The sequence below is a fragment of the Methylophaga sp. genome (assembly GCF_048266885.1).
Classification (GTDB): domain Bacteria; phylum Pseudomonadota; class Gammaproteobacteria; order Nitrosococcales; family Methylophagaceae; genus Methylophaga.
The window spans coordinates 89951-115640 of sequence record NZ_JBLWYR010000001.1 but is presented as its reverse complement, the minus strand read 5'-3'; the positions used below and the strand labels follow the sequence as shown (position 1 = coordinate 115640).

Annotated in this window: 30 protein-coding genes, 1 tRNA gene and 1 other RNA gene; 15 read left to right on the top strand and 17 right to left on the bottom strand. The window is 43.9% G+C overall.

The window, feature by feature from the left end:
* The 16 genes from rng to ACN0V2_RS00590 form a co-directional block, all read right to left on the bottom strand.
* Positions 1-1473, bottom strand: coding sequence for a ribonuclease G (gene rng / locus ACN0V2_RS00665; RefSeq protein WP_417548862.1), 1473 nt, complete (start codon positions 1471-1473; stop codon positions 1-3).
* Positions 1466-2050, bottom strand: coding sequence for a Maf family protein (locus ACN0V2_RS00660; RefSeq protein ID WP_417548861.1), 585 nt, complete (start codon positions 2048-2050; stop codon positions 1466-1468). Before ACN0V2_RS00660 ends, rng begins: the two co-directional genes overlap by 8 nt.
* A complete protein-coding gene (rlmH, locus tag ACN0V2_RS00655) occupies positions 2047-2517 on the bottom strand; it encodes a 23S rRNA (pseudouridine(1915)-N(3))-methyltransferase RlmH (RefSeq protein ID WP_417548860.1) in 471 nt (156 codons plus the stop codon). The genes ACN0V2_RS00660 and rlmH overlap by 4 nt, the downstream gene beginning before the upstream one ends.
* Positions 2514-2870: a ribosome silencing factor gene (gene rsfS, locus ACN0V2_RS00650; protein ID WP_417548859.1), complete on the bottom strand. Its 357-nt coding sequence runs from the start codon at positions 2868-2870 to the stop codon at positions 2514-2516. Before rsfS ends, rlmH begins: the two co-directional genes overlap by 4 nt.
* 34 nt (positions 2871-2904) lie before the next feature.
* Positions 2905-3756 (bottom strand): YdcF family protein, encoded by an 852-nt coding sequence (locus ACN0V2_RS00645; RefSeq protein WP_417548858.1) that lies wholly within the window; start codon positions 3754-3756, stop codon positions 2905-2907.
* Positions 3756-4421 carry a nicotinate-nucleotide adenylyltransferase gene (gene nadD / locus ACN0V2_RS00640; protein WP_417548857.1) on the bottom strand — a complete coding sequence of 222 codons (666 nt, stop codon included), beginning with the start codon at positions 4419-4421 and terminating at the stop codon, positions 3756-3758. Before nadD ends, ACN0V2_RS00645 begins: the two co-directional genes overlap by 1 nt.
* Positions 4402-5658: a glutamate-5-semialdehyde dehydrogenase gene (locus ACN0V2_RS00635; RefSeq protein ID WP_417548956.1), complete on the bottom strand. Its 1257-nt coding sequence runs from the start codon at positions 5656-5658 to the stop codon at positions 4402-4404. The genes nadD and ACN0V2_RS00635 overlap by 20 nt, the downstream gene beginning before the upstream one ends.
* 29 nt (positions 5659-5687) lie before the next feature.
* Positions 5688-6719, bottom strand: coding sequence for a DNA polymerase III subunit delta (holA, locus tag ACN0V2_RS00630; RefSeq protein ID WP_417548856.1), 1032 nt, complete (start codon positions 6717-6719; stop codon positions 5688-5690).
* Positions 6720-6725: 6 nt separating this feature from the next.
* Positions 6726-7211 (bottom strand): LPS assembly lipoprotein LptE, encoded by a 486-nt coding sequence (gene lptE / locus ACN0V2_RS00625; RefSeq protein WP_417548855.1) that lies wholly within the window; start codon positions 7209-7211, stop codon positions 6726-6728.
* Between the two features lie 18 nt (positions 7212-7229).
* Positions 7230-9683 (bottom strand): leucine--tRNA ligase, encoded by a 2454-nt coding sequence (gene leuS / locus ACN0V2_RS00620; protein ID WP_417548854.1) that lies wholly within the window; start codon positions 9681-9683, stop codon positions 7230-7232.
* A 158-nt stretch (positions 9684-9841) separates the two neighbouring features.
* Entirely contained in the window at positions 9842-10228 is a 387-nt protein-coding gene (locus ACN0V2_RS00615; protein WP_417548853.1) for an H-NS family nucleoid-associated regulatory protein, read from the bottom strand.
* Between the two features lie 74 nt (positions 10229-10302).
* Positions 10303-10557: a YfhL family 4Fe-4S dicluster ferredoxin gene (locus ACN0V2_RS00610; protein WP_417548852.1), complete on the bottom strand. Its 255-nt coding sequence runs from the start codon at positions 10555-10557 to the stop codon at positions 10303-10305.
* Between the two features lie 56 nt (positions 10558-10613).
* Positions 10614-11102, bottom strand: a complete 489-nt coding sequence (gene coaD, locus ACN0V2_RS00605; RefSeq protein WP_417548851.1) for a pantetheine-phosphate adenylyltransferase — start codon at positions 11100-11102, stop codon at positions 10614-10616.
* Between the two features lie 9 nt (positions 11103-11111).
* On the bottom strand, positions 11112-11684 hold the full coding sequence (gene rsmD / locus ACN0V2_RS00600) for a 16S rRNA (guanine(966)-N(2))-methyltransferase RsmD (RefSeq protein ID WP_417548850.1): 573 nt from the start codon (positions 11682-11684) through the stop codon (positions 11112-11114).
* Positions 11668-12969 carry a M16 family metallopeptidase gene (locus ACN0V2_RS00595; protein ID WP_417548849.1) on the bottom strand — a complete coding sequence of 434 codons (1302 nt, stop codon included), beginning with the start codon at positions 12967-12969 and terminating at the stop codon, positions 11668-11670. Before ACN0V2_RS00595 ends, rsmD begins: the two co-directional genes overlap by 17 nt.
* The gene (locus ACN0V2_RS00590; RefSeq protein WP_417548848.1) at positions 12959-14320 is read right to left on the bottom strand and encodes a M16 family metallopeptidase; all 1362 of its coding nucleotides are present in this window, start codon (positions 14318-14320) and stop codon (positions 12959-12961) included. Before ACN0V2_RS00590 ends, ACN0V2_RS00595 begins: the two co-directional genes overlap by 11 nt.
* A 63-nt stretch (positions 14321-14383) precedes the next feature.
* On the opposite strand from ACN0V2_RS00590, the gene ftsY reads away from it, so the two are divergent.
* The 4 genes from ftsY to rpoH all read left to right on the top strand — a co-directional run bounded on the left by ftsY (position 14384) and on the right by rpoH (position 17992).
* Positions 14384-15448, top strand: coding sequence for a signal recognition particle-docking protein FtsY (gene ftsY, locus ACN0V2_RS00585; RefSeq protein ID WP_417548847.1), 1065 nt, complete (start codon positions 14384-14386; stop codon positions 15446-15448).
* Complete coding sequence (gene ftsE / locus ACN0V2_RS00580) at positions 15445-16107, top strand: cell division ATP-binding protein FtsE (RefSeq protein ID WP_417548846.1); 663 nt, start codon at positions 15445-15447, stop codon at positions 16105-16107. Before ftsY ends, ftsE begins: the two co-directional genes overlap by 4 nt.
* Positions 16104-17030 carry a permease-like cell division protein FtsX gene (ftsX, locus tag ACN0V2_RS00575; RefSeq protein ID WP_417548845.1) on the top strand — a complete coding sequence of 309 codons (927 nt, stop codon included), beginning with the start codon at positions 16104-16106 and terminating at the stop codon, positions 17028-17030. The genes ftsE and ftsX overlap by 4 nt, the downstream gene beginning before the upstream one ends.
* A 101-nt stretch (positions 17031-17131) precedes the next feature.
* On the top strand, positions 17132-17992 hold the full coding sequence (gene rpoH, locus ACN0V2_RS00570) for an RNA polymerase sigma factor RpoH (RefSeq protein ID WP_417548844.1): 861 nt from the start codon (positions 17132-17134) through the stop codon (positions 17990-17992).
* A 59-nt stretch (positions 17993-18051) separates the two neighbouring features.
* Here the strand turns inward: rpoH and fdxA are convergent, their stop codons facing one another.
* Positions 18052-18375, bottom strand: coding sequence for a ferredoxin FdxA (fdxA, locus tag ACN0V2_RS00565; RefSeq protein ID WP_069296830.1), 324 nt, complete (start codon positions 18373-18375; stop codon positions 18052-18054).
* Positions 18376-18526: 151 nt separating this feature from the next.
* Here fdxA and ACN0V2_RS00560 point away from each other — a divergent pair, with 151 nt between their 5' ends.
* The 11 genes from ACN0V2_RS00560 (at position 18527) to dnaX (ending at position 25676) form a co-directional block, all read left to right on the top strand.
* Positions 18527-18823: a lipopolysaccharide assembly protein LapA domain-containing protein gene (locus ACN0V2_RS00560; RefSeq protein ID WP_417548843.1), complete on the top strand. Its 297-nt coding sequence runs from the start codon at positions 18527-18529 to the stop codon at positions 18821-18823.
* Between the two features lie 9 nt (positions 18824-18832).
* Positions 18833-20017 carry a lipopolysaccharide assembly protein LapB gene (lapB, locus tag ACN0V2_RS00555; protein WP_417548842.1) on the top strand — a complete coding sequence of 395 codons (1185 nt, stop codon included), beginning with the start codon at positions 18833-18835 and terminating at the stop codon, positions 20015-20017.
* Positions 20014-20364 carry an arsenate reductase (glutaredoxin) gene (gene arsC / locus ACN0V2_RS00550; RefSeq protein WP_417548841.1) on the top strand — a complete coding sequence of 117 codons (351 nt, stop codon included), beginning with the start codon at positions 20014-20016 and terminating at the stop codon, positions 20362-20364. The genes lapB and arsC overlap by 4 nt, the downstream gene beginning before the upstream one ends.
* Positions 20365-20373: 9 nt before the next feature.
* Positions 20374-20967: an NAD(P)H:quinone oxidoreductase gene (gene wrbA, locus ACN0V2_RS00545; RefSeq protein ID WP_417548840.1), complete on the top strand. Its 594-nt coding sequence runs from the start codon at positions 20374-20376 to the stop codon at positions 20965-20967.
* On the top strand, positions 20964-21329 hold the full coding sequence (locus ACN0V2_RS00540) for a DUF2069 domain-containing protein (RefSeq protein ID WP_417548839.1): 366 nt from the start codon (positions 20964-20966) through the stop codon (positions 21327-21329). Before wrbA ends, ACN0V2_RS00540 begins: the two co-directional genes overlap by 4 nt.
* Before the next feature lie 47 nt (positions 21330-21376).
* A complete protein-coding gene (locus tag ACN0V2_RS00535; protein WP_417548838.1) occupies positions 21377-21601 on the top strand; it encodes a hypothetical protein in 225 nt (74 codons plus the stop codon).
* 90 nt (positions 21602-21691) lie between these two features.
* Positions 21692-22495 carry a biotin--[acetyl-CoA-carboxylase] ligase gene (locus ACN0V2_RS00530; RefSeq protein ID WP_417548837.1) on the top strand — a complete coding sequence of 268 codons (804 nt, stop codon included), beginning with the start codon at positions 21692-21694 and terminating at the stop codon, positions 22493-22495.
* Positions 22492-23328 carry a type III pantothenate kinase gene (locus ACN0V2_RS00525; RefSeq protein WP_417548836.1) on the top strand — a complete coding sequence of 279 codons (837 nt, stop codon included), beginning with the start codon at positions 22492-22494 and terminating at the stop codon, positions 23326-23328. Before ACN0V2_RS00530 ends, ACN0V2_RS00525 begins: the two co-directional genes overlap by 4 nt.
* 22 nt (positions 23329-23350) lie before the next feature.
* A tRNA-Ser gene (locus ACN0V2_RS00520) sits at positions 23351-23441 on the top strand.
* A gap of 306 nt (positions 23442-23747) precedes the next feature.
* An RNA gene (gene ffs, locus ACN0V2_RS00515) (signal recognition particle sRNA small type) lies at positions 23748-23844 on the top strand.
* A 41-nt stretch (positions 23845-23885) separates the two neighbouring features.
* Positions 23886-25676, top strand: coding sequence for a DNA polymerase III subunit gamma/tau (dnaX, locus tag ACN0V2_RS00510; RefSeq protein WP_417548835.1), 1791 nt, complete (start codon positions 23886-23888; stop codon positions 25674-25676).
* Positions 25677-25690: the final 14 nt, after the last annotated feature.

Genomic DNA, 25690 nt, shown 5'->3' with positions numbered 1-25690 from the left:
CTACATCAACACCACATTAAATTGCTCACGACCATATTGGGGCTCACATTGAAACAGGATCGGCTTACTAATAAATTGCTCTAATTCCGCCACTTTAGTGGAATCTTCGTCATTAAGACGATCAATAACGTCTTGAGAGGCCAATACCAGAAACTGTTTGGATTCGTATTGCCGTGACTCACGCAAAATTTCACGAAATATCTCATAGCAAACCGTTTCGACATTTTTGGTATAGCCTCGCCCATCACAGCAAGGACAAGGTTCACAGAGAATATGCCCAAGACTTTCGCGTGTGCGTTTACGCGTCATTTCCACCAGCCCCAACTCGGAAACCGCGCAAATATTATGTTTGGCTCGGTCCAGCTGCATGGCCTTTTCCAAGGTTCGCAACACCTGCTCGCGATGGCTGATCTCTTCCATATCAATAAAATCAATAATGATGATGCCACCCAGATTACGAACACGTAACTGCCGAGCTATAGCTTGTGCTGCTTCCAGATTAGTTTTGAAAATCGTTTCTTCAAGATTCTTATGACCGACAAACCCACCGGTATTCACATCGACAGTGGTCATGGCTTCTGTTTGATCAAAAATCACATAACCACCGGATTTCAGCGGGACTTTACGATCCAGTGCTTTCTGAATCTCGTCTTCCACACCGAATAAATCAAATAATGGTCGATCTCCACGGTAATGTTCCAAGCGAGCAGCACACTCGGGCATAAAGCCTTCGGCAAACTGCTGAGCTTCTTTAAATGTTTCAGCCGCATCAATACGAATGCGCTCAATATCGGGTGAAAACAAATCTCGTAAAGCCCGTAATGTTAGCGGCAAATCCTGATATAACGCTTCACCACATTGGGTGCTGGTGACTCGCTGGCGTAACTTTTCCCATAATCGATGCAGAAATTCGAGATCCGCGCTTAATTCGGCTTCGCTGACACCTTCAGCTGCGGTACGCAAAATGTAGCCACCTTGCTGCTCACCCAACAGTTCCGATAAACAGTTTTTCAGCCGCTCGCGTTCAGCTTCGCCTTCAATTTTCAGCGAGATGCCGATACCTTCGGCTTCAGGCATATAAACAAGATAACGTGAAGAAGCTGATAATTGGGTCGTTAAACGGGCCCCTTTGCTCCCCATAGGGTCCTTGATGACCTGAACTAATAGTTCATCACCTTCACGCAATAGACTGGTAATAGGAGGAGTAATACGCGGTGCTTCTTTTAAATCGCCAGATTGTCCTTTGGGGATTGAAATATCTGATGCATGCAAAAATGCCGCACGTGATAAGCCAATTTCAACAAAGGCAGCCTGCATTCCAGGCAACACACGACAGACTTTACCTTTGTAGATGTTGCCAACTAACCCACGATGCTCACTTCTCTCTATGAAAATTTCTTGCAATACACCGTTTTCCACCACCGCTGCACGGGTTTCACTTGGCGTCACATTAATCAGAATTTCACTACTCATGGACCATCTTTACCTGTTGTAAAAGCTGACTGGTTTCAAATAAGGGCAACCCCATTACACCAGAGTAGCTTCCGCTGATTTTTTCTATAAACATCGCCGCCAAGCCCTGCACCGCATATCCCCCGGCTTTATCTTCTCCCTCGCCAGTTGCCAGATACCAGTCAATTTCAGCATCAGTGAGTGGTTTAAACTGTACTTCACTTATTTGTAAGCTTAGCCAATGTTGCTGTTGCCAGAATATCGCTACGGCACTTAATACCTGATGTTTAATTCCAGACAATTGTGTTAAATACTCTCGAGCTTGCTGCGAATTGACTGGTTTACCAAGAATTTGTTTTGAAGGCAGCACTACAGCAGTATCAGCTCCAATTACCGGACGATATTCTGACTGCAGGGTTTCCCAACCTGCTGAGGCTTTCGCCAACGCAATGCGCTTGACATAAGCAGGCGGTGATTCTTCTGTAAAAACAGCTTCATCTACTGACACATTTAAGACTGAGAAATCGACCCCAATTTGTCTCAGGAGTTCACTACGACGCGGCGAAGTGGAGGCGAGATATACGGATGGGAAGTTCATGCGCGATGATAAGGATGATTTTGCAGAACTGTCCAAGCACGATAAAGCTGTTCCGCAACCACAATTCGAACTAAGGGATGAGGTAAGGTTAGATTGGATAATGACCACTGTTGATCGGCGCGTTGTTGGCATTCATTGGCTAGCCCATCAGGCCCTCCAATCAACAGACTGACATCACGTCCAGATGCCTGCCAGTTTTTTAATTGATTCGCCAACTGTTCGGTTGACCAGTTACGGCCACCAACTTCCAACGCAACGACATAATCATTCTCGGGTAAGGCATTCATAATCCGTTTGCCTTCTTCCTGTATCCATTGCCCAGCACTTCCTGATTTGCCACGTTTTGCCGGAGCAATCTCCTGCAGATTGAGCTGACATTCACGCGGCATACGCCGTGCGTATTCGTTATAACCGTCTGTAACCCACTGCGGCATTTTCTGGCCGACAGCGAGCAGGTTCAGCTTCATTCACTCTCTGCCGAAGCACTTTGCGTGACTTCAGCGACAGACCATAATTTTTCCAAATTGTAGATTGCTCTGGTTTGCGGCGTCATGATATGAGCAATCACATCACCTAAATCCACCAAAGCCCATTCTCCAACATCCTCACCTTCCATACCCAGCGGTTGTACGCCAGCGGCTTTAGCCTGCGACGAAACTTCATTTGCCAAGGCTTTAACTTGTCTGGTGGATTTACCGGTAGCGATAATCATCACATCGGTGACATCGGTCATACCCGTAACATCCAACACGGTGATGTCTTCTGCTTTAATGTCTTCAAGTGCATCTATTACTAATAATTTCAGTTGTTCTGCCTTCATGGGCACTCCAAATAATATAATTTTGTTGTTAAGTTTAACGTATGTCGGCCTGTGCGTCTGTGGCGGTTTCGATGAAGCGATTTGTCGGCATTGCTGGGAACCATTGACTGGTTTTGCCGGTAATAAAATACGCTGTCAGACCTACCCACTCTCGCCAGGCCGGTTCAAGTTTTTCCAATTGTTCGAACATGGCAAAATCAAATCGGCGCGACTCACCCGTCTGACTTCGATAGTCCACCGGATAGGGCACTACCGTTATACCTTGTTTTACTGCGATGCCCACTGAGCGCGGCATATGATAAGCCGACGTTACTAACAAATACTGACCATTGCGTTTGGGTATAACAGTTTTTAAGCGTTGAAAGTTTTCATAGGTATTACGTGATTGAGACTCAATGATAAGTCTTTGTTCATCTATTCCTACCATGGTCAATAATTTATGGCTGAGTTCCGCAGGTGTTGAACCTGCATCAAAACGCAGTAAATTATTACCACCGGTAAAAATTATCGGACTATCAGGGTACTCTTTTGCTAGAAACGCTGCTCCGAAATAACGATCGCTAGCTTGCCCAACTTGAGGTTGCTGCCAGCTGATGGTGGTTTTTATATCCTCTCCACCACCTAAAACGATAATGCCGTCAATGTGATCTGGCAGTTGTTGCGGTTTGCTGATGCGAGCTTCCAGCGGATTGATTAACCAATCCCCCAGCGGAAATACCATCAAACTCACACTGAATAACAGTGCTGGAAACAAAAATCGTAAAGCAATTTTTTGGTAACCAAATAATAAAAATACTGTGCCAATGACTACCAACAGACTAAAAAGCATCACTGGGCTAAGCACAGCCCAAGCCAGTTTTGAAATCACAAAGAATAACTGTTCCATCAATTATTGCTATTACTAGCACGATAAAGACCCAATTGCTCAATCACAGCAATGACTGAATCTGGTAATAAAAAATTAACTGGCTTGTCCTCAGCCAAATCCTGGCGAATTTGCGTGGCAGAAATCGCCAACGGTGTCACTTTCAACGGCCAAATTTTACCTGACGAAAGTAGGCGATCTTCTGTTTTAGCTAAATGCTGTTGATACCAATTTTGTAACTCGTCCTCCAGCTGCAAAATTTCGTCTGGACGTTGTACCACAACGATATGAGCTAATTGCAAAATGTTTCTCCAGCGGGACCAACTGCTAATACCACGAAAGGCATCAGTACCCAAAATAAGAAATAATGGGTTATCGACAAACTGTTCACGCAAACTGAGCAATGTATCTACAGAAAATGATGGCCCTTCACGATGTAATTCCCGATCATCGACGATTAATTGTGGTACATATTTCACCGCAAGTTCCAGCATCAATCGCCGAGCATCAGCACTGGCCAGTGTGGGCTGACGATGCGGCGGTATCGCACAGGGAATCAGTCGAACATGATTTAACTCCAGCTGCTGGCAAACTTCCAGCGCCGAGCGTAAATGTCCAAAATGCACTGGGTCAAAGGTACCGCCGAGAATGCCTATTGCATCGGGATTATTTTCTGATTTGACCACTACCAAACACTATCCATTTTTGTGACGTCAAACCATTTAATCCTACTGGACCACGAGCATGCAATTTATCAGTAGAAATACCAATCTCGGCGCCGAGGCCATATTCAAAACCATCTGCAAAGCGAGTCGAGGCATTCACCAGTACTGAACTGGAATCTACTTCTTGTAAAAAGCGTCTTGCCGTTTCATAGTTTTGCGTGACGATAGTCTCTGTATGAGCCGAACTATGCTGATAAATATGCAGCATTGCATCGTCCACATCTGTGACAATTTTTATTGATAAGATTGGCGCAAGATATTCGGTATCCCAATCGGCATCCGTTGCCAGATTAATATCTGGCAAAATGCGTAAAGTGTCATTGCAGCCACGTAATTCAACACCTTCATGGACAAATCGCTCGGCCATTGCAGGTAAAAAATCTTGGGCAATATCAGCATGTACCAGCAGCGTTTCCATCGCATTGCACACGCCATAACGGTGGCATTTGGCATTAAACGCAATCTCTTGCGCCATGGTCAAATCCGCTTCGGCATCAACATATACATGACAGATTCCATCCAGATGCTTGATAACAGGCACTCGCGCATCCTGACTAATGCGTTCAATCAAACTTTTCCCGCCGCGTGGCACAATGACATCAACATACTCAGGCATGGTAATCAGTTGACCAACCGCTTCGCGGTCAGTGATTTCAACAACTTGTACAGCAGTGATTGGCAAACCCGCCTGCTGTAATCCTTGATGGATACAGGCAGCAATAGCTTGATTCGAATGTATCGCTTCGCTACCACCACGCAAAATTGTCGCATTACCGGACTTTAAACATAAGCCAGCAGCATCTGCCGTCACATTTGGCCGTGATTCGTAAATAATACCAATGACGCCTAATGGCACGCGCATTTGTCCAAGCTGGATCCCAGAGGGACGATAACGCATATCACTGATCTCACCGATAGGATCAGGTAATGCCGCAACTTGCTCCAGACCTTCAGCCATTGATTCAATGCGCACATCAGTCAGTGTCAGCCTATCCAGCATGGCCGCATCCAGCCCTTTGGCTTTACCTGCTTGTAAATCTTGTTGATTAGCTTTTTTTAAGGCATCAGACTGACTACGGATGGCCTTGGCAATGGCCAATAGCGCCGCATTTTTATTATTGGTCGTTGCACGAGCCAATACTCGGCTGGCTTCACGAGCTTGTTGACCCAATTTCTGCATGTAGGCTGCGACTTCCACAGCACTCTCCTCTTTTAATTTTTCTGCTTTCATGTTTGCTGCAAATTCATTGGCACACCAGCGACTTGTAAACACAAGGTCGTCAACATCCGCCACGCATTGTCATGCCCACCACCTTTTGCAGCCCGATCAATCGCCGCCATTTGCGGTAAAAAAGTCCGCCATTTGGCGGCAGCATGACGACGCAATCCTGATTGAATCAATGGTCTTGCTTTATCCCAAACAGGAGGTTTCTGACTTGAAAATACTTGTGCAGGTTGCGCCCCGTTTTCAATCTGATCGGCCATATCAATCATGCGATGCATTGACCAGGATACCGCTGAAAACACCGCCAAAACATCATTCCCTTCTGCCTGCAACATTCTTAACATACGCGGGACTTTTGCCGCCTGACCAGCATAGACAACATCCATCAAGGAAAATGCTTCAAACCGAGCGCTGTCGGCCACACTTTCTATCAGTAACTGTTCATCGACCTGTCCATCTGAACTCAGTAAAACCAGTTTATCGATTTCCTGTGCAGCAGCGAACAAATTGCCTTCAGTTCTTTCGGCTAACATGTTGGCAACTGCAGGACTTGCCTGCAAGCCTTTTTGTCGCATGCGTTGCTGAATCCAGCGAGGCAACATTTCTAAACTAACCGGCCAAATGGGAACAGTTATGCCTGCATTTTCAAGTGCAGTAAACCATTTAGTTTTTTGCTGCTGAGCGGTTAGCTTTCCAGTAATTAATAACAGATTGGTATCGGGCGCGGGCTGCTCAGCAAATTGCCTAAGGAACTCGCCACCCTCTTTGCCTGGAGCGGCGGAAGGTAACCGGATTTCGATCAACTTTTGTGAAGCAAACAACGATAAACTTTCATCAGCGAATCGAAGTTTTGACCAGTCAAATCGTGCATCAGCATGCCAAACCTGCCTCTCTGCAATACCCTGTTTTTTAGCCTGTAAACGAATCTGATCGGCAGCCTCTTCGACTAGCAAGGCCTCATCTCCATAAACCACACTGATGAGCGGTAATTTATGTTGGATTTGAGAGCTTAGCTGTTCTGCCTTTACCCGCATCAGTTTTTAATCCAGAGCGGATAGGCGACGTACTATTGCCTGACTTATCTGCTTTTCCATTTCGTCACGTAACAGGCGCTCTTCACCATCACGACCTAATACCTGTTCCTGGTCAAACTGATAATCACGTCTAGCTTCAAAACTTTCATTGTCGATTAATTTATTTTGTTGGTTATCAGTCAACTGAAAGGCCACTTCCAAAATCAGTTCATATTCACTGACTTTTGCATTGCCCCCAACCGATAATACAAGTCGCTGATAGCGGTTTCTCACAAAAGTGAGTACTGCAGCCCCTTCACTGTAATCATCGATAACATTGATACCATTACGTCGCAAAGTGCGTTTGAGTTCCAAGCCTAGGCCCTCACGCATGCTGATGCCCTGGATATGCAGAGTTTGAATACTTTCTGGCAGATCCGCCGCTCCACGCAGCTGAAAACCACAAGCCACGATCAGCATACATAAACCAGTGATAATCAGTTTCTTCAACATCAATGTTTCCTTTGTTTATCAGCCGACAACAATGTTGATCAGCCTGCCTGGCACCAAAATCACTTTACGAATTGTTTTACCATCAATATAGCGTTGAGCATTTTCATCAGCGAGAGCGAGAGACTCAATATCTGCTTGCTGGGCGTTTACATCGACCATTAGTTTTGAACGTAGCTTACCATTGACCTGAATCATCAGCTCGACTTTGTCCTGCTTCAAAGCTTCAGTGTCTATCTCGGGCCATGAAGCATCAATGACCGCACTATCATGTCCCAATTGTGTCCACAATGCATGACAGATATGTGGTGTAATCGGAGCCAACATCAAGACGACTAATTCCAATACTTCCTGACGCACAGCACGCGCTTGCTCGGTTTGCTCAGTAAACTTGGTTAGTGCATTCATTAATTCCATTACCGCAGCAATGGCAGTGTTAAAAGTATGACGACGCCCCAAATCATCTGCTACTTTCGTCAGCGTTTGATGTGCCACGCGACGTAGATCTTTTGCTGCTTCAGATAAATCGGTTAGTGTTTTAGTTTGGATCACACCCGCTTCTGAATGATCATGCACGCTTCGCCATAAACGTTTCAAGAAACGATTGGCGCCTTCTACGGCATTATCCGACCATTCCAGTGACATTTCAGGTGGTGCCGCAAACATCATAAATAATCGCGCAGTATCAGCACCGTACTCATCAATTAACTCCTGCGGATCAACCGTATTACCTTTTGACTTGGACATTTTGGCACCATCTTTCAGTACCATGCCCTGTGTTAACAGGTTTTTGAACGGTTCATCCCCAGTAACCAAGCCTTCATCACGTAATAACTTATGGAAGAATCGGGCATACAGTAAATGTAATACCGCGTGTTCAATACCTCCGATATATTGATCAACCGGTAACCAGTAATCGGCACGATGATCCAGCATTGCCTCGTGGTTATTGGCACTGGTAAAGCGTGCGTAATACCAAGAAGACTCAAAAAACGTATCAAAGGTATCGGTTTCACGGCGGGCTGGTTTGCCACATTCTGGACAATCACATTGGTAGAATTCTGGCATCGATTTAATAGGCGACCCTGAACCATCAACTACCACATCTTCTGGTAATAAGACGGGTAAATCAGCTTCTGGAACCGGCACCGCACCACAACTATCGCAATAAATGATCGGGATTGGCGTGCCCCAATAACGTTGTCGGGATACACCCCAATCACGTAATCGATAGTTAACCTGACGCTCGCCTTTATTTTGCTTGGTTAATTCATCGGCAATCGCGTCAAAAGCTTCTGCTGAGGTTAAACCAGTGAATTGCGCCGATTGAATTAACCGCCCCTTATCGGTAAAAGCAGCTTGTTGCAAGTCAACTTTTGTATCATCTAAAGGTGCGATGACCTGACGAATCGGTAACTCATATTTCTGAGCAAATTCAAAATCACGTTGATCATGGGCGGGTACCGACATAACCGCTCCGGTGCCATAGCCCATTAAGACAAAATTGGCGACCCAAACCGGAATACGTTCACCACTAATAGGGTGAATGACTGATACACCGGTAGCCATACCTTTTTTCTCAGCAGTTTCTAATGCCGCTTCAGTGGTGTCGGTTTTCTTACATTCTTCGATAAAAGCCTGCAGCTGGGTATTTGATTCAGCCATTTGCAATGCAATTGGATGTTCCGCTGCGATAGCTACATAGCTCACCCCCATCAAGGTATCAGGACGTGTGGTATAAACAGCAATATCTACTTCGCTATCCGCTACCGCAAAGGTGATTTGCACGCCTTCAGAGCGACCAATCCAGTTTGCCTGCATGGTCTTGACCTGCTCCGGCCAGCCAGAAAGTTGCTGCAAATCATTACGCAAATCTTCTGCATAATCGGTAATTTTCATAAACCATTGAGGGATTTCTCGACGTTCCACCAGCGCACCTGAACGCCAACCACGGCCATCAATGACCTGCTCATTGGCTAATACGGTTTGATCGACTGGATCCCAGTTCACCGCCGCTGTTTTGTTATAAACCAAACCTTTCTTGAATAAACGTACAAACAACCATTGTTCCCAACGGTAATAGTCCGGTTTACAAGTTGCGATTTCACGGTCCCAATCATATGCCAAACCCAATCGTTGCAACTGAGCGCGCATGTAATCAATATTTTTATAAGTCCATTCTGCTGGTGGCACTTGATGTTTTAGAGCGGCATTTTCTGCAGGTAAACCAAAAGCATCCCAGCCCATAGGCTGCAGAACATTTTTACCAAGCATGCGCTGATAACGTGAAATAACATCGCCGATTGTGTAATTGCGCACATGTCCCATATGCAGCTGTCCACTGGGATAGGGAAACATCGATAAGCAATAGAATTTTTCTTTGCTAGTGTCTTCTACAGCACGAAAAGTTTGATGCTGTTGCCACCACGTTTGGGCAGCAGTTTCTATCACATCTGGGCGGTAATCAGCTTGCATGGGTTCTCTTTGTGAATATGGTGCAGGAAAGGTGGAAGGATACCTCAGCGACAGAAATGCCGAAAGCTCCGAATGGTTTAATAACATTCAGCTAAATGATTTCTGTATCCAGCGAGATAAAAAAAGTGCAGTTAAGGCACCGCACTATGAAGTTTTACCTAGATTTTGAATTCTTCGAGTTTACGTCCACGATTTAGCTCTTCAACCAACCATAATGGGCGCTTACCAAATCCTTTCCAGGTTTTTTGCGGATCTTGAGGATGACGATACTTATCAGCACTTTCCGCACGAGGTTTACGGGCACCTGACAAACCCACCCGCATATTTTTAGCAACGGCTGTCAAAGCTTCGGCAGGGGTAACTTTTTTATCTTTTGCCAAGGCTCTTACCGCATCTGCCACAGCAACAACATCACTGTCTTTACTATTCAGCTCAGTGACTTTTTTGGTTTTCAATTTTTTAATTTGTTTTTTTGACTGACTAATCAATTTTTGCAGTTCTTGTTCAGATAGTTTTTCCAGTTGTACGGCAGATAAAGTACTCATCGCATTACCTTTATTTAAATCTTATAAAAACCGAATAATATCAGTATTATTTACTTTGTCTATTTGAAAACTTTTTAATTCCCAGCAGATACCAATACTTTATATTTTGCATAAAGTTGATCATGGTTTTCAACATTATCTGGATCTTTGGGGATGCAATCTACTGGACAAACATCCACACACTGTGGCGTATCAAAATGACCTACGCATTCCGTGCACAAGTCAGGATCAATTTCATAAATCTCCTCGCCTTGCGAAATCGCGCCATTAGGGCATTCCGGTTCGCATACATCACAGTTAATGCACTCGTCAGTAATAAACAGAGACATGGTTTACTCCGATAATTCTTATAAAGCGGTAATGAAACCGATGAATTTTAACTCGCTTACTTTTTGTCTGCTAGCTGTTGCTTCAATGCGTCTTGCACACAGGGCGCAACAAATTGGGATACGTCACCGCCCAAAGCAGCTATTTGTCTTACTAAACTAGATGAAATAAAAGTAAATTGTTCTGCAGGGGCCAAAAATAATGTTTCAACTTCCCATTGTAATCGGCGGTTGATTGCGGCAAGTTGAACTTCATATTCAAAGTCAGATACTGCACGCAAACCACGAATAATCACTGAAGCATTTCGCTGCATTGCATAATTAACTAATAAACCATCAAATGTTGTAATTTCTATGTTGGGTATGTCATTTAAAGTTTGTTTTGCTAATGCCAAACGTTGCTCAATTGAAAATACCGGTTTTTTACCCGTATCGGCAGCAACGGCAACAATTACTTTTTCAAATAAACGGCTGGCACGTTGAACCAGATCTGTATGTCCGTGTGTAATGGGATCAAATGTACCGGGATAAATGGCGATAATTGACATGCCAAAACCTTATTGTATTGCGAATAAACAATATCTTACATCACCTGCTTGTTTATCCTTAATTAAATGCCAATTATCTGGAAGCTGATCCACATTTTGATATTTACTGTATTCCAAATACACCAAACTATCTTGGTGCAACACATTTCTTTGAGTTAACAAATTTGTCATTTCTGACCATAAGTTTGCCTCAAACGGCGGATCTAGAAAAACAATATCGTAAGTACTCTTGGATTGATTAAGAAACTGCTGGGCGGGTTGTCTGAATAATGCACATTGCTCAGCGGCTAACATTGTTTTATTAGCTTGCAACTGTTTATAAGCTTGCAAATCAAGTTCAATCATATCGACTTTTTCAGCACCTCTTGATGCTGCCTCAAAACCTAATGCACCACTGCCGCTAAAAAGATCAAGACAGACTGCTCCGGGTAAATGCGGTTGCAGCCAATTAAACACGGTTTCACGGATACGATCTGAAGTTGGCCTTAAACCCTCAACGACAGGGAAAGACAAGCGTCTCCCCCGCCATTGCCCACCGATAATGCGTATTGACTGGCGGGTAGATTTATTCAGCTTCGCCACCTACTAACACCGTAATCATTTTTTGCGGATGAACGCGTTTTTTATAGGCAGCTTTTATTTGTTCAACGGTTACCGCCTCAACTCTCGCATTGAAGGTATCAAGATGATCTAGCGGTAGCTGATAAAAACCCATCATGGCTAGATAATCAGCAATTTTACTATTGCTGTCTAAACGTAGGGCAAAACCACCAGTGATATTTTTTTGCGCAGCAGTAAGTTGTTCTGTGGTGGGTCCTTGCTCCACAAAATCTACTAAGGTTTGTTTTAAGACTTCTAAAGCCTGTTCAGCCTGATCATTACGAGTCTGCAATCCAAACTGGTAAGGCCCAGCCTCACGCATCGGTCTGAAAAAACTATAGGCACTATATGACAAACCACGTTTTTCACGAATTTCATTACTGATAATAGACACTAATCCACTACCACCCAGAATATGATTACCAACATAGAGTGGGAAGAAATCAGCATCATCACGCGTTAAACCTGGCTGTCCCATCAGAATAGTGGTCTGGCTAGAGGGATAAGGTAAACGTACCTCTTGAGCGGATTCAAGTGGCTCTACTTTAGGTAAAGCAGCCGCTTTTTCTCCTGTAGGTAAACTATTTGAAATCTTCTCTGCCAAGGCTTTTGCCTGTTTGATATCGGCATCCCCTACAATGACTAACACAGCATTTTTAGCCACATAATATTGCTGATAAAACTGCTGCAAATCGGCAACTGTTATTCTATTCACTGATGATTCGGTACCTATCGGCATCGCCGCATACGGATGTTCACCGAATAATTGCTGATAAAAAGCCCGATCGGCGATGGCCGATGGCGATTGTTTTTCACTTTGCAAACTGGTTTTTACTTGATTAATGAGACGATCAAACGATTTTTCTGGAAAAACGGGTTGGCCGATAACTTCCACAAATGTATCAATAGCAGGTTGCAATGCATCTGCTTTAGATAAAGTGCGTAAGCTCAATACCGCCATATCGCGCTCTGATTCTGCACTATATTCAGCTCCAACATCATCAAACGCCGTGGCTATTGCATCAGTATCTTTGTTTTTAGTGCCTTGATTGAGCATCGAACTCGTTAATAAGGCCACCCCACCTTTGGGATCACGAGCAGCACCGGCATCAAATACCAAACGAATATCCAGCATCGGTAGTTCTTTGGCTTCGACAAACAATACTTGTGTGCCGTTAGAAGTTTGCCAATTTTCTATTTGAGGACTAGCGGCCACTGAAAAGGTCAGTAACAGCCCCAAGAATGAAGCAGAAAACTTAGCGAGCATGTGGATCTCCCGAGGTAGGACGTGGTGTCGTATTGTCTGTTGGCATTGGAATCAGTTCAGCAACCGTAAGACCATCATCAATAAAATATTTTTGTGCCACCTGCTGCACTTGTTCGGCAGTAATCGCACTGATTTTATCGGAATAACTGTCAACCAAGCGCCAATCTAATCCTACTGTTTCAAGCATCCCCAGCTGCATAGCTTGATAAAAAACACTGTCCAACTGATAAACCGAACTGGCAATTACCTGCGTCTTCACTCGCTGCAATTCGCTCTCGGTAACCGGGGCTTGTTTAACGTTTTCAAGTTGTGCATACACAGCTTGTTTTACATCTTCTATTGTTTTTCCTTGGGCTGGGGTTCCAGCAATGGTAAAAATATCGTCCAGACGAGAAAACGCACTGTTATATGCACTTACGCCTGCAGCGACTTGTTGCCCCCGAATGAGCTCACGTGAGAAGCGACTGCTCGCGCCGCCATCCAGAATCCCTGCTAGCACGTCTAAAGCATAAGGCTCCCAATCTTCCGCTGCTGTCGTAACAACGGGTACTTTCCAGCCCATCATCACAAATGGCAGTTCTGCAGGAGCTTTCAGTTCTAAAGTACGCTTACCGCGCTGGCTAACTTCAATTTGAGGTTTTACCGTGGCCAATTCTTCAGGTTGTAAAGGGCCGAAATATTTTTGTGCCAATTGGTACACCGCATCCGGCTCAACATCCCCAACGACAACAACCGTTGCGTTGTTTGGCGCATACCACATTTGATACCACTCACGCAGATCATCAGGGTCGTAATGATTAATATCATTCATCCAGCCAATGACCGGGTGGTGATATGGGCTGTTCATAAAGGCTGTTGCATTCATTGCCTCACGTAACAACGAACGAGGATTATCATCGGTGCGCATACGCCGTTCTTCAGCAACGACTTCACGTTCTTTTAACAATTCATCATCATTAATGATTAATTTGCGCATCCGTTCGGCTTCAAGTCGAAAACTGATTTCCAAACGTTCTTTTTCCAATGTCTGAAAGTAAGCCGTGTAATCCTGCCCGGTAAAGGCATTTTCAGAACCGCCATTTTCAGCAATAATTCGAGAAAACTCATTTGGTCCTAGATTTTCAGTGCCTTTGAACATCATGTGTTCAAGGATATGTGATATACCAGTAATACCATTGTGCTCATAACTTGAGCCCACTTTGTACCAGACTTGAGATACCACTACGGGCGCCCTTCGATCTGGTTTAACGAGTAATTTAAGTCCATTGTCCAGCTGATATTCACTGACTTGTGCAAAGCCAATAACCGGCACTATCAGCAGCGCCCAAACAAGTTTTTTTATGGTGTGCATCTGCATCTCACAATTGATGACATGATAAGATTATTAATCGAACACTAACGACAAACTGAGATTATGTTTAGTTTCCTGAGAAAAAAAGCCAAACCCAACGAAATCAATAGCGAGGAGCAAATCCTCACTGAACAGCAGTCAGCCGCACATAATGCGGAAATTACCGCAGATACTCAAGTTACTGAAACTTCCGACAAGCCCAGCTTTTTTGGCCGTCTGAAACAAGGACTAAGTCGAAGTAGTTCAAAGTTGACGGAAGGTTTTGCTGATCTAGTTCTGGGTAGGAAAACCATCGACGATGATTTGCTTGAGGAATTAGAAACTCAACTATTAAGTGCTGATTTGGGTATAGAAGCTACCCAAACTATTATTAATGATTTAACCCAACGCGTTGCCCGTAAACAGCTAAATGATCCAGAAGCATTATTTGCTGCTATGCACGCCGATATGGTGGAAATTCTTCGCCCGGTATCTAAACCATTACAAATTCAATCCACAACGGGTCCTTTTGTAATTTTAATGGTGGGCATTAACGGCGTTGGTAAAACCACCACTATTGGCAAACTTGCCAAACAATTCCAATTGCAAGGTAAGAAAGTGATGCTGGCGGCAGGTGATACATTCCGTGCTGCGGCTGTAGAGCAATTACAAGTCTGGGGTGAACGCAATCAGATCCCGGTCATTGCACAGCAAAATGGTGCAGATTCCGCGTCCGTTATCTTTGATGCATTACAGGCCGCCAAAGCACGGCAAATGGATATTCTGATTGCTGATACAGCAGGTCGGCTACATACCCAATCGAATTTGATGGAAGAGCTCAAAAAAGTCAAACGCGTGATGGCCAAACTGGATGTCAATGCACCACACGAAATCATGTTGGTTCTGGATGCTGGTACTGGACAAAATGCTTTGTCTCAAGCTGAACAATTTCACCAGGCTGTTGGTTTGACCGGCATTGCCATAACGAAACTAGACGGAACAGCAAAAGGCGGGATTATTTTTGCAATAGCTAAAAATATCGGATTACCTATTCGTTATATTGGCGTAGGTGAAAAGATCGATGATTTAAGAGCCTTTGAAGCAGAGGATTTTGTTGATGCCTTACTTGGTCGTGAAACTAAACAATGATACGTTTTGAACAAGTTTATAAACGCTATGAAAGTCAGCAAGAAGCCCTCTCCGGTCTAAGCTTTGAATTAATGTCGGGGGAGATGGCTTTTTTAACTGGCCACTCCGGTGCAGGTAAAAGCACTTTGTTGAAACTTATCGCATTGATTGAGCGCAGCTCGCACGGACAAGTGATAGTGAATAATCAAAATCTGAACCGACTACCGAAATGGAAAATTCCCTATTACCGTCGCAAAATAGGTTTGGTATTCCAGGATCATAATTTATTACACGACCGCACCGTATTTGATAATGTTGCGCTTCCGTTAATCATTGCCGGTGAAAATCATCGGGAAATTGGTCGCAGGGTAAGGGCAGCATTGGATAAAGTTGGCTTGCTCGGTAAAGAACGTAATTTGCCAATTGCTTTATCAGGTGGTGAACAACAACGAGTCGGCATTGCGCGTGCCGTGGTGAATCGTCCGCCAGTTTTATTGGCCGATGAGCCAACTGGGAACCTGGACCCGGAGCTATCCCGGGAAATCATGCGTTTGTTTGAACAATTTAATCAGGTGGGCGTGACCGTGTTTATAGCCAGCCATGATCAAGATCTTATCAACCAGATGTCCTATCGCCATATCACCCTGCAGCAGGGAAAGCTTGCTGAAACTCATTCATGAAATTATTTAATATTCATAACTACCTGCTACGTCATGTGCAGGTCATGCTCTCTAGTCTTGGTGAATTATGGCGTCAACCGGTAGCCACAACGATGACCTTAATGGTGATTGGTATCGCGTTATTATTACCGGCAGGCTTATATGTCATTCTGAAAAATGTGGAACAGGTTAGCGGTGAATGGCAACATGCCAATCGTATTTCCTTATTTCTGCAAAATGAGATTAGTGATAAGCGTGGTGAGCAACTGGCTGAGCAGCTTCAGACTTGGCCCGATATCATCGAAGTCTCATTCCAATCTGCTCAGCAATCATTAAATGAATTCCGTGAGATATCAGGCTTGGCGAGTTTGTTAGATACATTGCCTGAGAATCCCCTGCCAGCCGTTATCATTATTGAACCAGAAGAGAACCAACAGCAGGAGGCTATTGAAGCCTTATTAGCAAGACTCGCCGCTTTACCCGAGGTCGATCTTGCTCAGCTCGATATGCAATGGCTACAACGACTTCGCAGCATTAACGAAACAGGACAACGCGGCATTACCATCTTGGCATTTTTATTATCATTGAGTGTCTTACTGGTCATTGGTAACACCATTCGCCTGGCTATTCTCAATCGTCAGACCGAAATACGGGTAATCAAGCTGGTGGGTGGTACTAATGCTTTTGTCAGACGACCTTTTTTATACACCGGAATGTGGTATGGCTTGCTTGGCGGTGTATTGGCATGGATAACACTACTGATTAGTCTGATCATCATCAGTGGCCCTATCGATGAGTTGGCTGCGTTATACGACAGTCAGTTCCATTTACGATGGTTTGCCGGTCAAATGTTATTTGGTCTACCGCTTTGTGGATTGTTGCTAGGCATTATGGGTGCATGGCTTGCAGTAAGTAGACATTTGAATGCAATTGAGCCAAGCTAATGCGATTGACGAAACTTTCTATCCCAATATCATTCTAATAGATACTTTTTAATATCTTATTTGCTAAAATGAAATATAGTTTTCTTAGGGAGAACGCACACATGACAACGCATGCAGCCCAATATCAACTTGCCACAGCCCCAATTGGCAATCTGGATGCATACACCAATCTCGTGCATCAAATTCCGGTTTTAACGGCTGAAGAAGAGCACGACTTAGCAACTCGCTTACAACAAAATGGTGATCTTGAAGCCGCCCAACGTCTGGTCTTATCACATTTACGTTTTGTTGTTCGTATTGCTAAAGGCTACAGTGGATACGGCTTGCCAGTTGCCGATTTGATTCAAGAAGGCAATATCGGTTTGATGAAAGCGGTCAAACGCTTTGATCCGGAAAAAGGTGTACGACTAGTTTCTTTTGCTGTGCATTGGATTCGCGCAGAGATACATGAGTATGTGATTCGCAACTGGCGCATTGTTAAAATCGCTACCACTAAAGCACAGCGTAAATTATTTTTTAATCTGCGCAGTGCCAAACAACGTTTAGGTTGGTTGAACCAAGATGAAATTGAAGCAGTTGCTGAAGACCTCGGTGTCACTGCCGCCAATGTAATTGATATGGAGCGCCGTCTGGCTCAACCGGATACCTCGTTTGATTTACCGGTGGATAATGACGATGACGAATCTAGCTATTCTCCAGCTGCTTATTTAAAAGCGCCTGACAATAGTGATCCATCAAAGCAATTAGAAAATGATGATTATGCTGATTTTCAACAGCAAAAATTAGTAAATGCTTTAGCGACATTGGATGATCGTAGCCGCGATATTATCAGTCAGCGCTGGTTGCATGATGATGATAAAGCCACACTTCATACATTGGCCGAACAATATCAAGTTTCCGCTGAACGGATAAGACAAATTGAAAATAATGCGATGAAAAAGCTGCGCCTGTTAATGGATTAACTAGCAGCCATAAAAAAGCCCGCTAACCTTTCGGAAAGCGGGCTTTTTTTTAACTAAGCTTATCGTTCAAGCAAAGGTGTTTTGTTCGGTTTACCATCCCACTCTTCAGCATCGTCTAATGGATCTTTCTTCTCGGAAAGCACCGGCCATACTTGAGATAATTCCGCATTAATCTGCAGGAATTCCATTTGTTCATCCGGTAAATCATCTTCTGAGAAAATGGCTTCTGCAGGACATTCAGGTTCACAAAGCGTGCAATCTATACATTCATCAGGATCAATAACTAAAAAGTTAGGACCTTCGTGAAAACAGTCTACTGGGCAGACATCAACACAATCAGTATATTTACATTTAATACAGTTTTCAGTGACAACAAAGGTCATGGTGAAATCTCCACAAATACAATTTTTTACAGGCCAGACCTGTCAGAACGTTCGACATTCTACATGATTTACTGCCACTCTGGGCAATGAAGATAATTACGGTATGATCATCTTCGCCAATCAAATAACCGCCTGAAAACAGGATGAACCAATGATAAGAAAAATTGTTATTTTCGCTGTATTTATCAGTGCTTTTGTGATCAGTACGGCTTTTGCCGCATTTAACATGCAAACGGTATCGCTTGATCTGTTTTTTGTGCAATGGCAATTACCATTAGCTGTTTTATTAATTGCTATATTGCTATTGGGATTAATAATTGGGGCAACGCTCATTGCGCTCAGTACTCTTCGTATTCGCTATGATAACCGCCGTTTAGCCAGTAAATTACAAAATGCCGAACAAGAATTAAACAGCCTACGTATTTTACCCGTCCGCGATAGCCGCTAGGTCAATATGATGATGCAATGGCTTTTTTTATTATTACCGGTCGCAGCGCTATCCGGTTGGCTTCTGGCCAAACGTCATTATCTACATCTTCCTCAAAAGCATGCTAAAGCCTTTAATCCAGAATATTTCAAAGGATTGAATTACCTCCTTAATGAACAACCCGATAAGGCTATTGATGTGTTTATTGGCTTGCTTGAAGTTAATAGTGAAACAGTCGAAACTCATCTAGCACTGGCCAATCTTTTCCGTCGGCGAGGAGAAACAGAACGTGCTATTCGTATTCATCAAAACTTAATTGCCCGGCCAAGTCTGCATGGTGAACAGCGATTGCAAGCCATGGTGGAATTAGGCCTAGATTACATGCATGCCGGTGTATTAGACCGAGCAGAACATCTATTTTTAGAGTTATTGCAACAACCCCATCCTCATCATGAAGCCGCAAAACAATTAATGCGCATATATCAACAAGAAAAAAAGTGGGCGCAAGCAATTGAAATGGGTAAACAGATAGAGGCCAGTAAAACCGGACAAGCTGTTAAAACATTAATTGCCCAATTTTATTGTGAACTGGCTGAGATTTATGCCAACAAAGACCGCCATGAAGCATTTAACTTACTCAAAAATGCTCTATTTCACGACCCCAACTGCGTTCGGGCGAGTCTTTTAGAAGCCAAACTTTATCTGATATTAAAACAACCACGAAAAGCATTAGATGCATTGCAAAATATCGAACAGCAAAACCCAAAATTTCTGTCAGAAGCTTTACCGCACTGGCATGAGGCATACCAACAATTAGGTGACATACCAACATTACGCGAACGGCTATCCCAACTAGTTATCCGTCACCCAAATATGACTTCAGCTCGTATTATGCTGACTCATATTGTTGCCCAACTTGAAAGCACCAAAGCTGCTCAACAGGTACTATACGAACAATTACATCACCATCCATCTGTTGAAGGCTTACACACATTAATAAAACTTGGTGAAAACAATCAGATCGCGCTGATCCCGTTGATTGAACGCATCACCCGGACAATGGTAGAAAAAGGCGATCGTTATACCTGCAAAAACTGTGGCTTCTCAGGCAAGACTATGCATTGGTTATGTCCCGGCTGCGCTAGCTGGGGAACCGTTCGCCCAACCGAAATTCACCTTACTGCTTTAGAGAAATTATTGGATTCACCTTCATGAGTAAAACCCGTATTTATCATAATCCGCGATGCAGTAAATCGCGCGAAACCCTGGCCTTACTGGAAGACCAGCAACAAGATATTGAAATTGTGGAATATCTTAAAACGCCACCTAAACCGGAAGAATTAGCCAATATTCTGCAACAACTTAATATGCAGCCTAGGCAATTGTTGCGTTCCAAAGAAATTTTGTACAAAGAATTACAGTTGGATAATGAAAGCTTATCGGACCAACAACTCATTCAAGCCATGTGTGCCAATCCGAAACTGATTGAGCGGCCAATCGTTATTAAAAATAATCAAGCCATTATTGGCAGACCACCAGAAGCGGTGTTGAACATTCTTTGAGTAAACAGCATGTATGAGATTTTGATCCTGTATTACAGCCAGTCCGGTCAAGTTAAGGCCATGGCCGAACAAATTGCCCGTGGCATTGAAAAACAAGCAAATTGTACTGCCAGAATCAGAACTGTTCCCAAAATTTCTTCGGTCAGTGAAGCAACTGAACAAGATATCCCTTCGTCCGGTCATCTTTATGCAACGTCAACTGATCTGCAGGAATGTGCGGGTCTGATTATGGGTAGCCCTACCCGCTTTGGCAATATGGCATCAGCGCTTAAATACTTTATCGATGGCACCAGTGATAGTTGGTTGTCTGGAGCCTTAAGTGGTAAACCTGCAGCGGTATTTACATCGACAGGAAGCCTGCATGGCGGACAGGAAACCACCTTGTTATCCATGATGTTGCCGCTACTTCATCACGGTATGGTCATAAGTGGCTTACCTTATACCGAAGCCGCTTTGATGACGACCCAAACGGGTGGTACGCCTTATGGCGCCAGCCATTTTGCTGGGGCAGATAATAAGCGTTCGTTGAGTCAAGAAGAAATTGATCTCTGTCAGGCATTAGGCCTGAGAGTCGCCGAACTCGCAGTAAGGCTAGCCAAATGAATTTAGTTCAAGCTCTTAGAATACTTTCCTTAATCAGTTTTTTTGGGCTGATGAGCAGCTTGTTGGTTTGGATTCTCCTCGCAGAACACAGTGAAAACTTTCCGGTCGCGGCTTGGCTAATCATCGGTGTGATGCCTTTATTGTTTCCAATGCGAGGCATCCTATATGGCAAAACCTATACTCATGCCTGGGCCAGTTTTTTGATGCTGTTTTATTTAGCGCACGGCATTGGTGAACTGTACAGCGGAGATGCGATTATCTGGTATCCGTTATTTGAAGTGTTATTCAGCAGCATTTTTTTTATTGCAGCGAATCTTTATGTACGTAGCTCGGCAAAATTGCGAAGAAACTCACAGACTTAAGCTGAAATTAGTGTTGAAATAGCGACTATATTTTACCGGAGCTCATCATGAGTACGATTCCTGCCATACAATCAGCTTATCAAGGCATGCAAAGTGGCATGCAAAGCATGAATAAAAATGCCTTTGCTGTAGCCAGTGAATCAACTAAAGGTGGCGATATGGTGACACCGATGGTGAATATGAATAGCGACAAATTGCAGGTTCAAGCTTCAGCAAAAGCGTTGCAAATCAGTTCAGACACGTTGGGTACATTGCTCGATATCAAAGTTTGAAACGCTTTTTAGTCTCTCTTACTGGTAATACTGGCAAAAAAAAGACATTTGACGCTACACTATAGTCGTTACTGACTACGAAGCCCTATTTTGAGTTTACCTCCATACGTTGCGCTCAACGAAAACATTATCCGCGAAACGCTAAATCCTGAAACACTCCATCAGCTTGATAGCCTTCAGGTTTTCTCTGAAGTTACATCAACTAATGATGTTCTTTGGCAAAAAGCACAAGGCGGTATCAACGGGATTGCTGTATGTCTTGCGGAAATGCAAACTGCCGGACGTGGGCGTCGCGGGAGCCAATGGGTTTCACCTGCCAGTGGCAATATTTATCTATCAATAATGTGTTCCCTAAACTCTGAATCTGTACGTAATGGATTGAGCATTGCCATTGGTATTGCCCTGATCAATACCCTCAAAGCAGAGGGTATTGAAGGCTTACAATTAAAATGGCCTAATGATGTTTTACATAAGCGACGTAAACTTGCAGGAATTCTTGTAGAATCTCGTTACGGAAGCCAAAACTACGTTACCGTCGGCATCGGCTTGAACCTCTCACTACCGGACAATTTACAGACTGCCATCCCTCAGCCCATTATCAGCCTGGAGCAACTTTGTGATCCGCTCCCCTGTCGCAATCGGCTGGCAGCAAAAATAATTCAAAATATGATTGAAACCCTAGAACTCTTTTCTCATCGTGGTCTTAATGACTTTTTGCCTTTATGGCCACAATACGATGCCTTGCATAATCAAGCCATCAATATCATTAGCGAAGACGGGCAATTTACCGCACTCGCTTGTGGTATCAACGAACAAGGTGAATTACGGTACATGCGTGACCAGCAAGTAGCATACTTATCCAACAGCCACCTCAGTATCAGGTTTGCCTCATGATCTTATTAGTCGATATTGGAAACAGTCAGATTAAATGGACCACGATACAGTCCAAGGTATTGGCTGACTCCCAACATTTCTCCAGACCTAAGACTGGCCTTAAAACGGCTTTGAATAAAGTCTGGAAGTCTCTTGATGACATTGAAGCTATTTTTGTCAGCAATGTAGCAGGCGATAAAGTGGCTACCCAGTTTAGTGAATGGGTTGAAAAACAATGGAAACTTACCCCCATATTTGTACAAAGTGAAAAAAGAAGATTTGGTGTAACCAACGCCTATGAACAGCCTGAAACACTGGGGGTTGATCGCTGGTTAGCCATAGTCGCCGGCCGCCAGCATGCACGACAAGTAACCTGTATTATTGATTGTGGCACGGCAATTACCGTTGATATCGTGACAGAAAAAGGCCAACATCAAGGTGGATTGATTGTTCCAGGTTTGTCTCTAATGAAACAAATGCTCACTGACAATACGGATGCACTGAATGATGTCGCACAAGAAAGTGAGTTTAATCTATTAGCTACCAACACCCATAGTGCTATCCAGGCAGGTACGCTATATATGGTGACCGCTACTTTGGAAAACCTTATCAACGACCTACAACAATACTTCAAAGACGAAATTCGATTTTTGATTACCGGAGGAGATGCAGATGCATTGCTTCCTTTACTGCCACAACCATTACTTCATGAGCCTGATTTAGTACTTAAAGGATTAGCGCAATACGCCCGGCAAACCAATCAACGTAAACCTCCAAAACATGAAGAATCAGAATCTTCATCGGACGAAGACGATGTTGAAGAATCAGTAGCATTGCCAGAAAACACGAACTGAGATAAGCTTTCGCCCCCTTATAGGAGAACTGGCCGAGTGGTTGAAGGCGCACGCCTGGAAAGTGTGTATAGGTTAATAGCCTATCGAGGGTTCGAATCCCTCGTTCTCCGCCAATTTAACTTCCGCCCCACTCCAACTTTATCTATTTGATTTTAAATAGAAATACCCCTCATATGTTTACTCAAATATTTAAAATGTAAGACGATGTATATTTGTATTTCGCAGTTTAATCTTGATTTCAGATATTCAATACACCTGAAGTGTATAAACCTCCTTAAAACATTGAATGCAGTTTTTACTGCCATCTTTAATTGAACTGTTTGATTGCTCTGACAATAATAAATTTCTTTATTTTTATTACCTCTATGCATGGCACTGAAATCAAAAAAAGCATAGAATAGCCAACTCTATGGTGGCCCAGCCGGTCTCCTCGCGACGATATGTTGGTTACCACGTCAGGCCCGGAAGGGAGCAGCGCAGCCATCGGACTCGGGCGCCGAGATTGGGCTGGTTTGGGTCACCACCCTTATGACCACATTGGGTATCTGACAAGCTGCATGAGTTATCTGGTACTAGCCCGCAAGTGGCGCCCCAAAAAATTTGCCGAAGTTGTCGGCCAGCAGCATGTTTTACGTGCTCTGATCAATGGTCTTGACCAAGACCGCTTGCATCATGCTTTTCTGTTTGCCGGCACCCGCGGGGTGGGCAAAACCACATTGGCCAGAATCTTTGCCAAATCTCTCAATTGTGAACAAGGCATCAGCTCTACTCCCTGCGGCGAATGCAATAGCTGTGTTGAAGTCGACAACGGACGTTTTGTCGATTTAATTGAGGTGGATGCGGCATCACGCACCAAAGTCGATGACACTCGTGAGCTGCTGGATAATGTTCAATATGCTCCAAGTCGTGGACGCTACAAAGTCTATTTGATCGACGAAGTCCATATGCTGTCTACCAGCAGTTTTAATGCCTTGTTAAAAACGCTGGAGGAGCCCCCTCCTCACGTCAAATTCCTGTTTGCGACTACTGATCCACAAAAACTGCCCGTCACGATTTTATCGCGCTGCCTGCAATTTAATCTGCGTCGGCTGGATATTAAACAAATCGCCGATCATCTAGCGTTTATTTTGCAGCAGGAAAACATAGATTTTGAAGCCGAAGCTTTAAATCAGATTGCCTTTGCAGCCGATGGCAGTATGCGGGATGCATTAAGTCTGCTGGATCAAGCAATCGCCTTTGCCGGTGGTAAAGTCACTGCAGAAATAGTCAGCCAGATGCTGGGCAGTGTGTCCCAACAGCAGCTGATTCAATTGCTTGAAGCCTTTGCCATCAAAGATGCAAAAGCCCTTCTGACTCATACTGATGAGCTTGCTTCCTTAGGCCGTGATTTTGTCGTCGTGTTGGATGGTTTAATGACCAGCTTACAGCGTATTGCGACCATTCAATTAATTGCCGACAGTGAATCGCTGGATCAACAAGACGATTTAGCCTTACAAAATTTTGCTGACGTTTTCAGTGTTGAAACAGTTCAACTGCTTTATCAGATTGCTCTGCATGGCAAAAGAGATATGCCTTTTGCTGCTGACCCACGTAGCGGTTTTGAAATGACTTTATTGCGGATGTTGAGTTTTCAGCCCCAAGCGATAAATGCCAGCCAGGGACATCCCCCCGTAAAAAAGCCGCAAGCTGATTCGAAATCGGTGCCGGTTTCGGCACCGGTGAGCTCATCAGTAGAAGCAGAAGCAAACTCTTCCCTAACAGAAGATGCAGCCGTAAATTATTCGACAGTCATCACAGCGCAAGCTGATGCAAAAAAACCAGAAATTGATACGCCAGCAATCAGCATCAATGAACCATCGATTGAGCATAAAACTGATTCGCTTGGGTCTATTGCACCTAAAGTAGAATCAGCCTCAGCAACACCTGCACCTATCTCTGACGAAGCAGAACAGCTTACAAATTTAACAACTGCAAATTGGACAGCATTAATCGCCCAATTAAAATTGTCCGCTTTTGCTAGGCAACTGGCAGATCACTGTGCATTTATCCGCACCGATAACCATAAAATCTATCTTTCAGTAGCACCAGAATTACAGCACCTAGCAAATGATAAATCAGTGGCAAAATTACAAACGGCTGTGAGTAAACAACTGCAGTTTGAAGTCACATTAGTGTTTACTGAAGCAACAAATATGGAAAATGTTCCAACACTGGCCGGCGAACGTGCACAACATGCTGCTGAGCTTCAGCAAAATGCGGTTGATGCTATTCATAATGATCCTGTGGTTGAACAGATCAAAAATGCATTTAATGCCCGTATAATCGACACAACAATTAAACCCCTATAACTTTAAAAGGATCT

Coding starts and splice junctions, on each gene's coding strand:
- rng (WP_417548862.1), bottom strand. CDS start 1,473: ATGAGTAGTGAAATTCTGATTAATGTGACGCCAAGTGAAACCCGTGCA.
- ACN0V2_RS00660 (WP_417548861.1), bottom strand. CDS start 2,050: ATGAACTTCCCATCCGTATATCTCGCCTCCACTTCGCCGCGTCGTAGT.
- rlmH (WP_417548860.1), bottom strand. CDS start 2,517: ATGAAGCTGAACCTGCTCGCTGTCGGCCAGAAAATGCCGCAGTGGGTT.
- rsfS (WP_417548859.1), bottom strand. CDS start 2,870: ATGAAGGCAGAACAACTGAAATTATTAGTAATAGATGCACTTGAAGAC.
- ACN0V2_RS00645 (WP_417548858.1), bottom strand. CDS start 3,756: ATGGAACAGTTATTCTTTGTGATTTCAAAACTGGCTTGGGCTGTGCTT.
- holA (WP_417548856.1), bottom strand. CDS start 6,719: ATGCGGGTAAAGGCAGAACAGCTAAGCTCTCAAATCCAACATAAATTA.
- lptE (WP_417548855.1), bottom strand. CDS start 7,211: ATGTTGAAGAAACTGATTATCACTGGTTTATGTATGCTGATCGTGGCT.
- leuS (WP_417548854.1), bottom strand. CDS start 9,683: ATGCAAGCTGATTACCGCCCAGATGTGATAGAAACTGCTGCCCAAACG.
- ACN0V2_RS00615 (WP_417548853.1), bottom strand. CDS start 10,228: ATGAGTACTTTATCTGCCGTACAACTGGAAAAACTATCTGAACAAGAA.
- ACN0V2_RS00610 (WP_417548852.1), bottom strand. CDS start 10,557: ATGTCTCTGTTTATTACTGACGAGTGCATTAACTGTGATGTATGCGAA.
- coaD (WP_417548851.1), bottom strand. CDS start 11,102: ATGTCAATTATCGCCATTTATCCCGGTACATTTGATCCCATTACACAC.
- ACN0V2_RS00595 (WP_417548849.1), bottom strand. CDS start 12,969: ATGCTCGCTAAGTTTTCTGCTTCATTCTTGGGGCTGTTACTGACCTTT.
- ACN0V2_RS00590 (WP_417548848.1), bottom strand. CDS start 14,320: ATGCACACCATAAAAAAACTTGTTTGGGCGCTGCTGATAGTGCCGGTT.
- ftsY (WP_417548847.1), top strand. CDS start 14,384: ATGTTTAGTTTCCTGAGAAAAAAAGCCAAACCCAACGAAATCAATAGC.
- ftsE (WP_417548846.1), top strand. CDS start 15,445: ATGATACGTTTTGAACAAGTTTATAAACGCTATGAAAGTCAGCAAGAA.
- ftsX (WP_417548845.1), top strand. CDS start 16,104: ATGAAATTATTTAATATTCATAACTACCTGCTACGTCATGTGCAGGTC.
- rpoH (WP_417548844.1), top strand. CDS start 17,132: ATGACAACGCATGCAGCCCAATATCAACTTGCCACAGCCCCAATTGGC.
- fdxA (WP_069296830.1), bottom strand. CDS start 18,375: ATGACCTTTGTTGTCACTGAAAACTGTATTAAATGTAAATATACTGAT.
- ACN0V2_RS00560 (WP_417548843.1), top strand. CDS start 18,527: ATGATAAGAAAAATTGTTATTTTCGCTGTATTTATCAGTGCTTTTGTG.
- lapB (WP_417548842.1), top strand. CDS start 18,833: ATGATGCAATGGCTTTTTTTATTATTACCGGTCGCAGCGCTATCCGGT.
- arsC (WP_417548841.1), top strand. CDS start 20,014: ATGAGTAAAACCCGTATTTATCATAATCCGCGATGCAGTAAATCGCGC.
- wrbA (WP_417548840.1), top strand. CDS start 20,374: ATGTATGAGATTTTGATCCTGTATTACAGCCAGTCCGGTCAAGTTAAG.
- ACN0V2_RS00540 (WP_417548839.1), top strand. CDS start 20,964: ATGAATTTAGTTCAAGCTCTTAGAATACTTTCCTTAATCAGTTTTTTT.
- ACN0V2_RS00535 (WP_417548838.1), top strand. CDS start 21,377: ATGAGTACGATTCCTGCCATACAATCAGCTTATCAAGGCATGCAAAGT.
- ACN0V2_RS00525 (WP_417548836.1), top strand. CDS start 22,492: ATGATCTTATTAGTCGATATTGGAAACAGTCAGATTAAATGGACCACG.
- dnaX (WP_417548835.1), top strand. CDS start 23,886: ATGAGTTATCTGGTACTAGCCCGCAAGTGGCGCCCCAAAAAATTTGCC.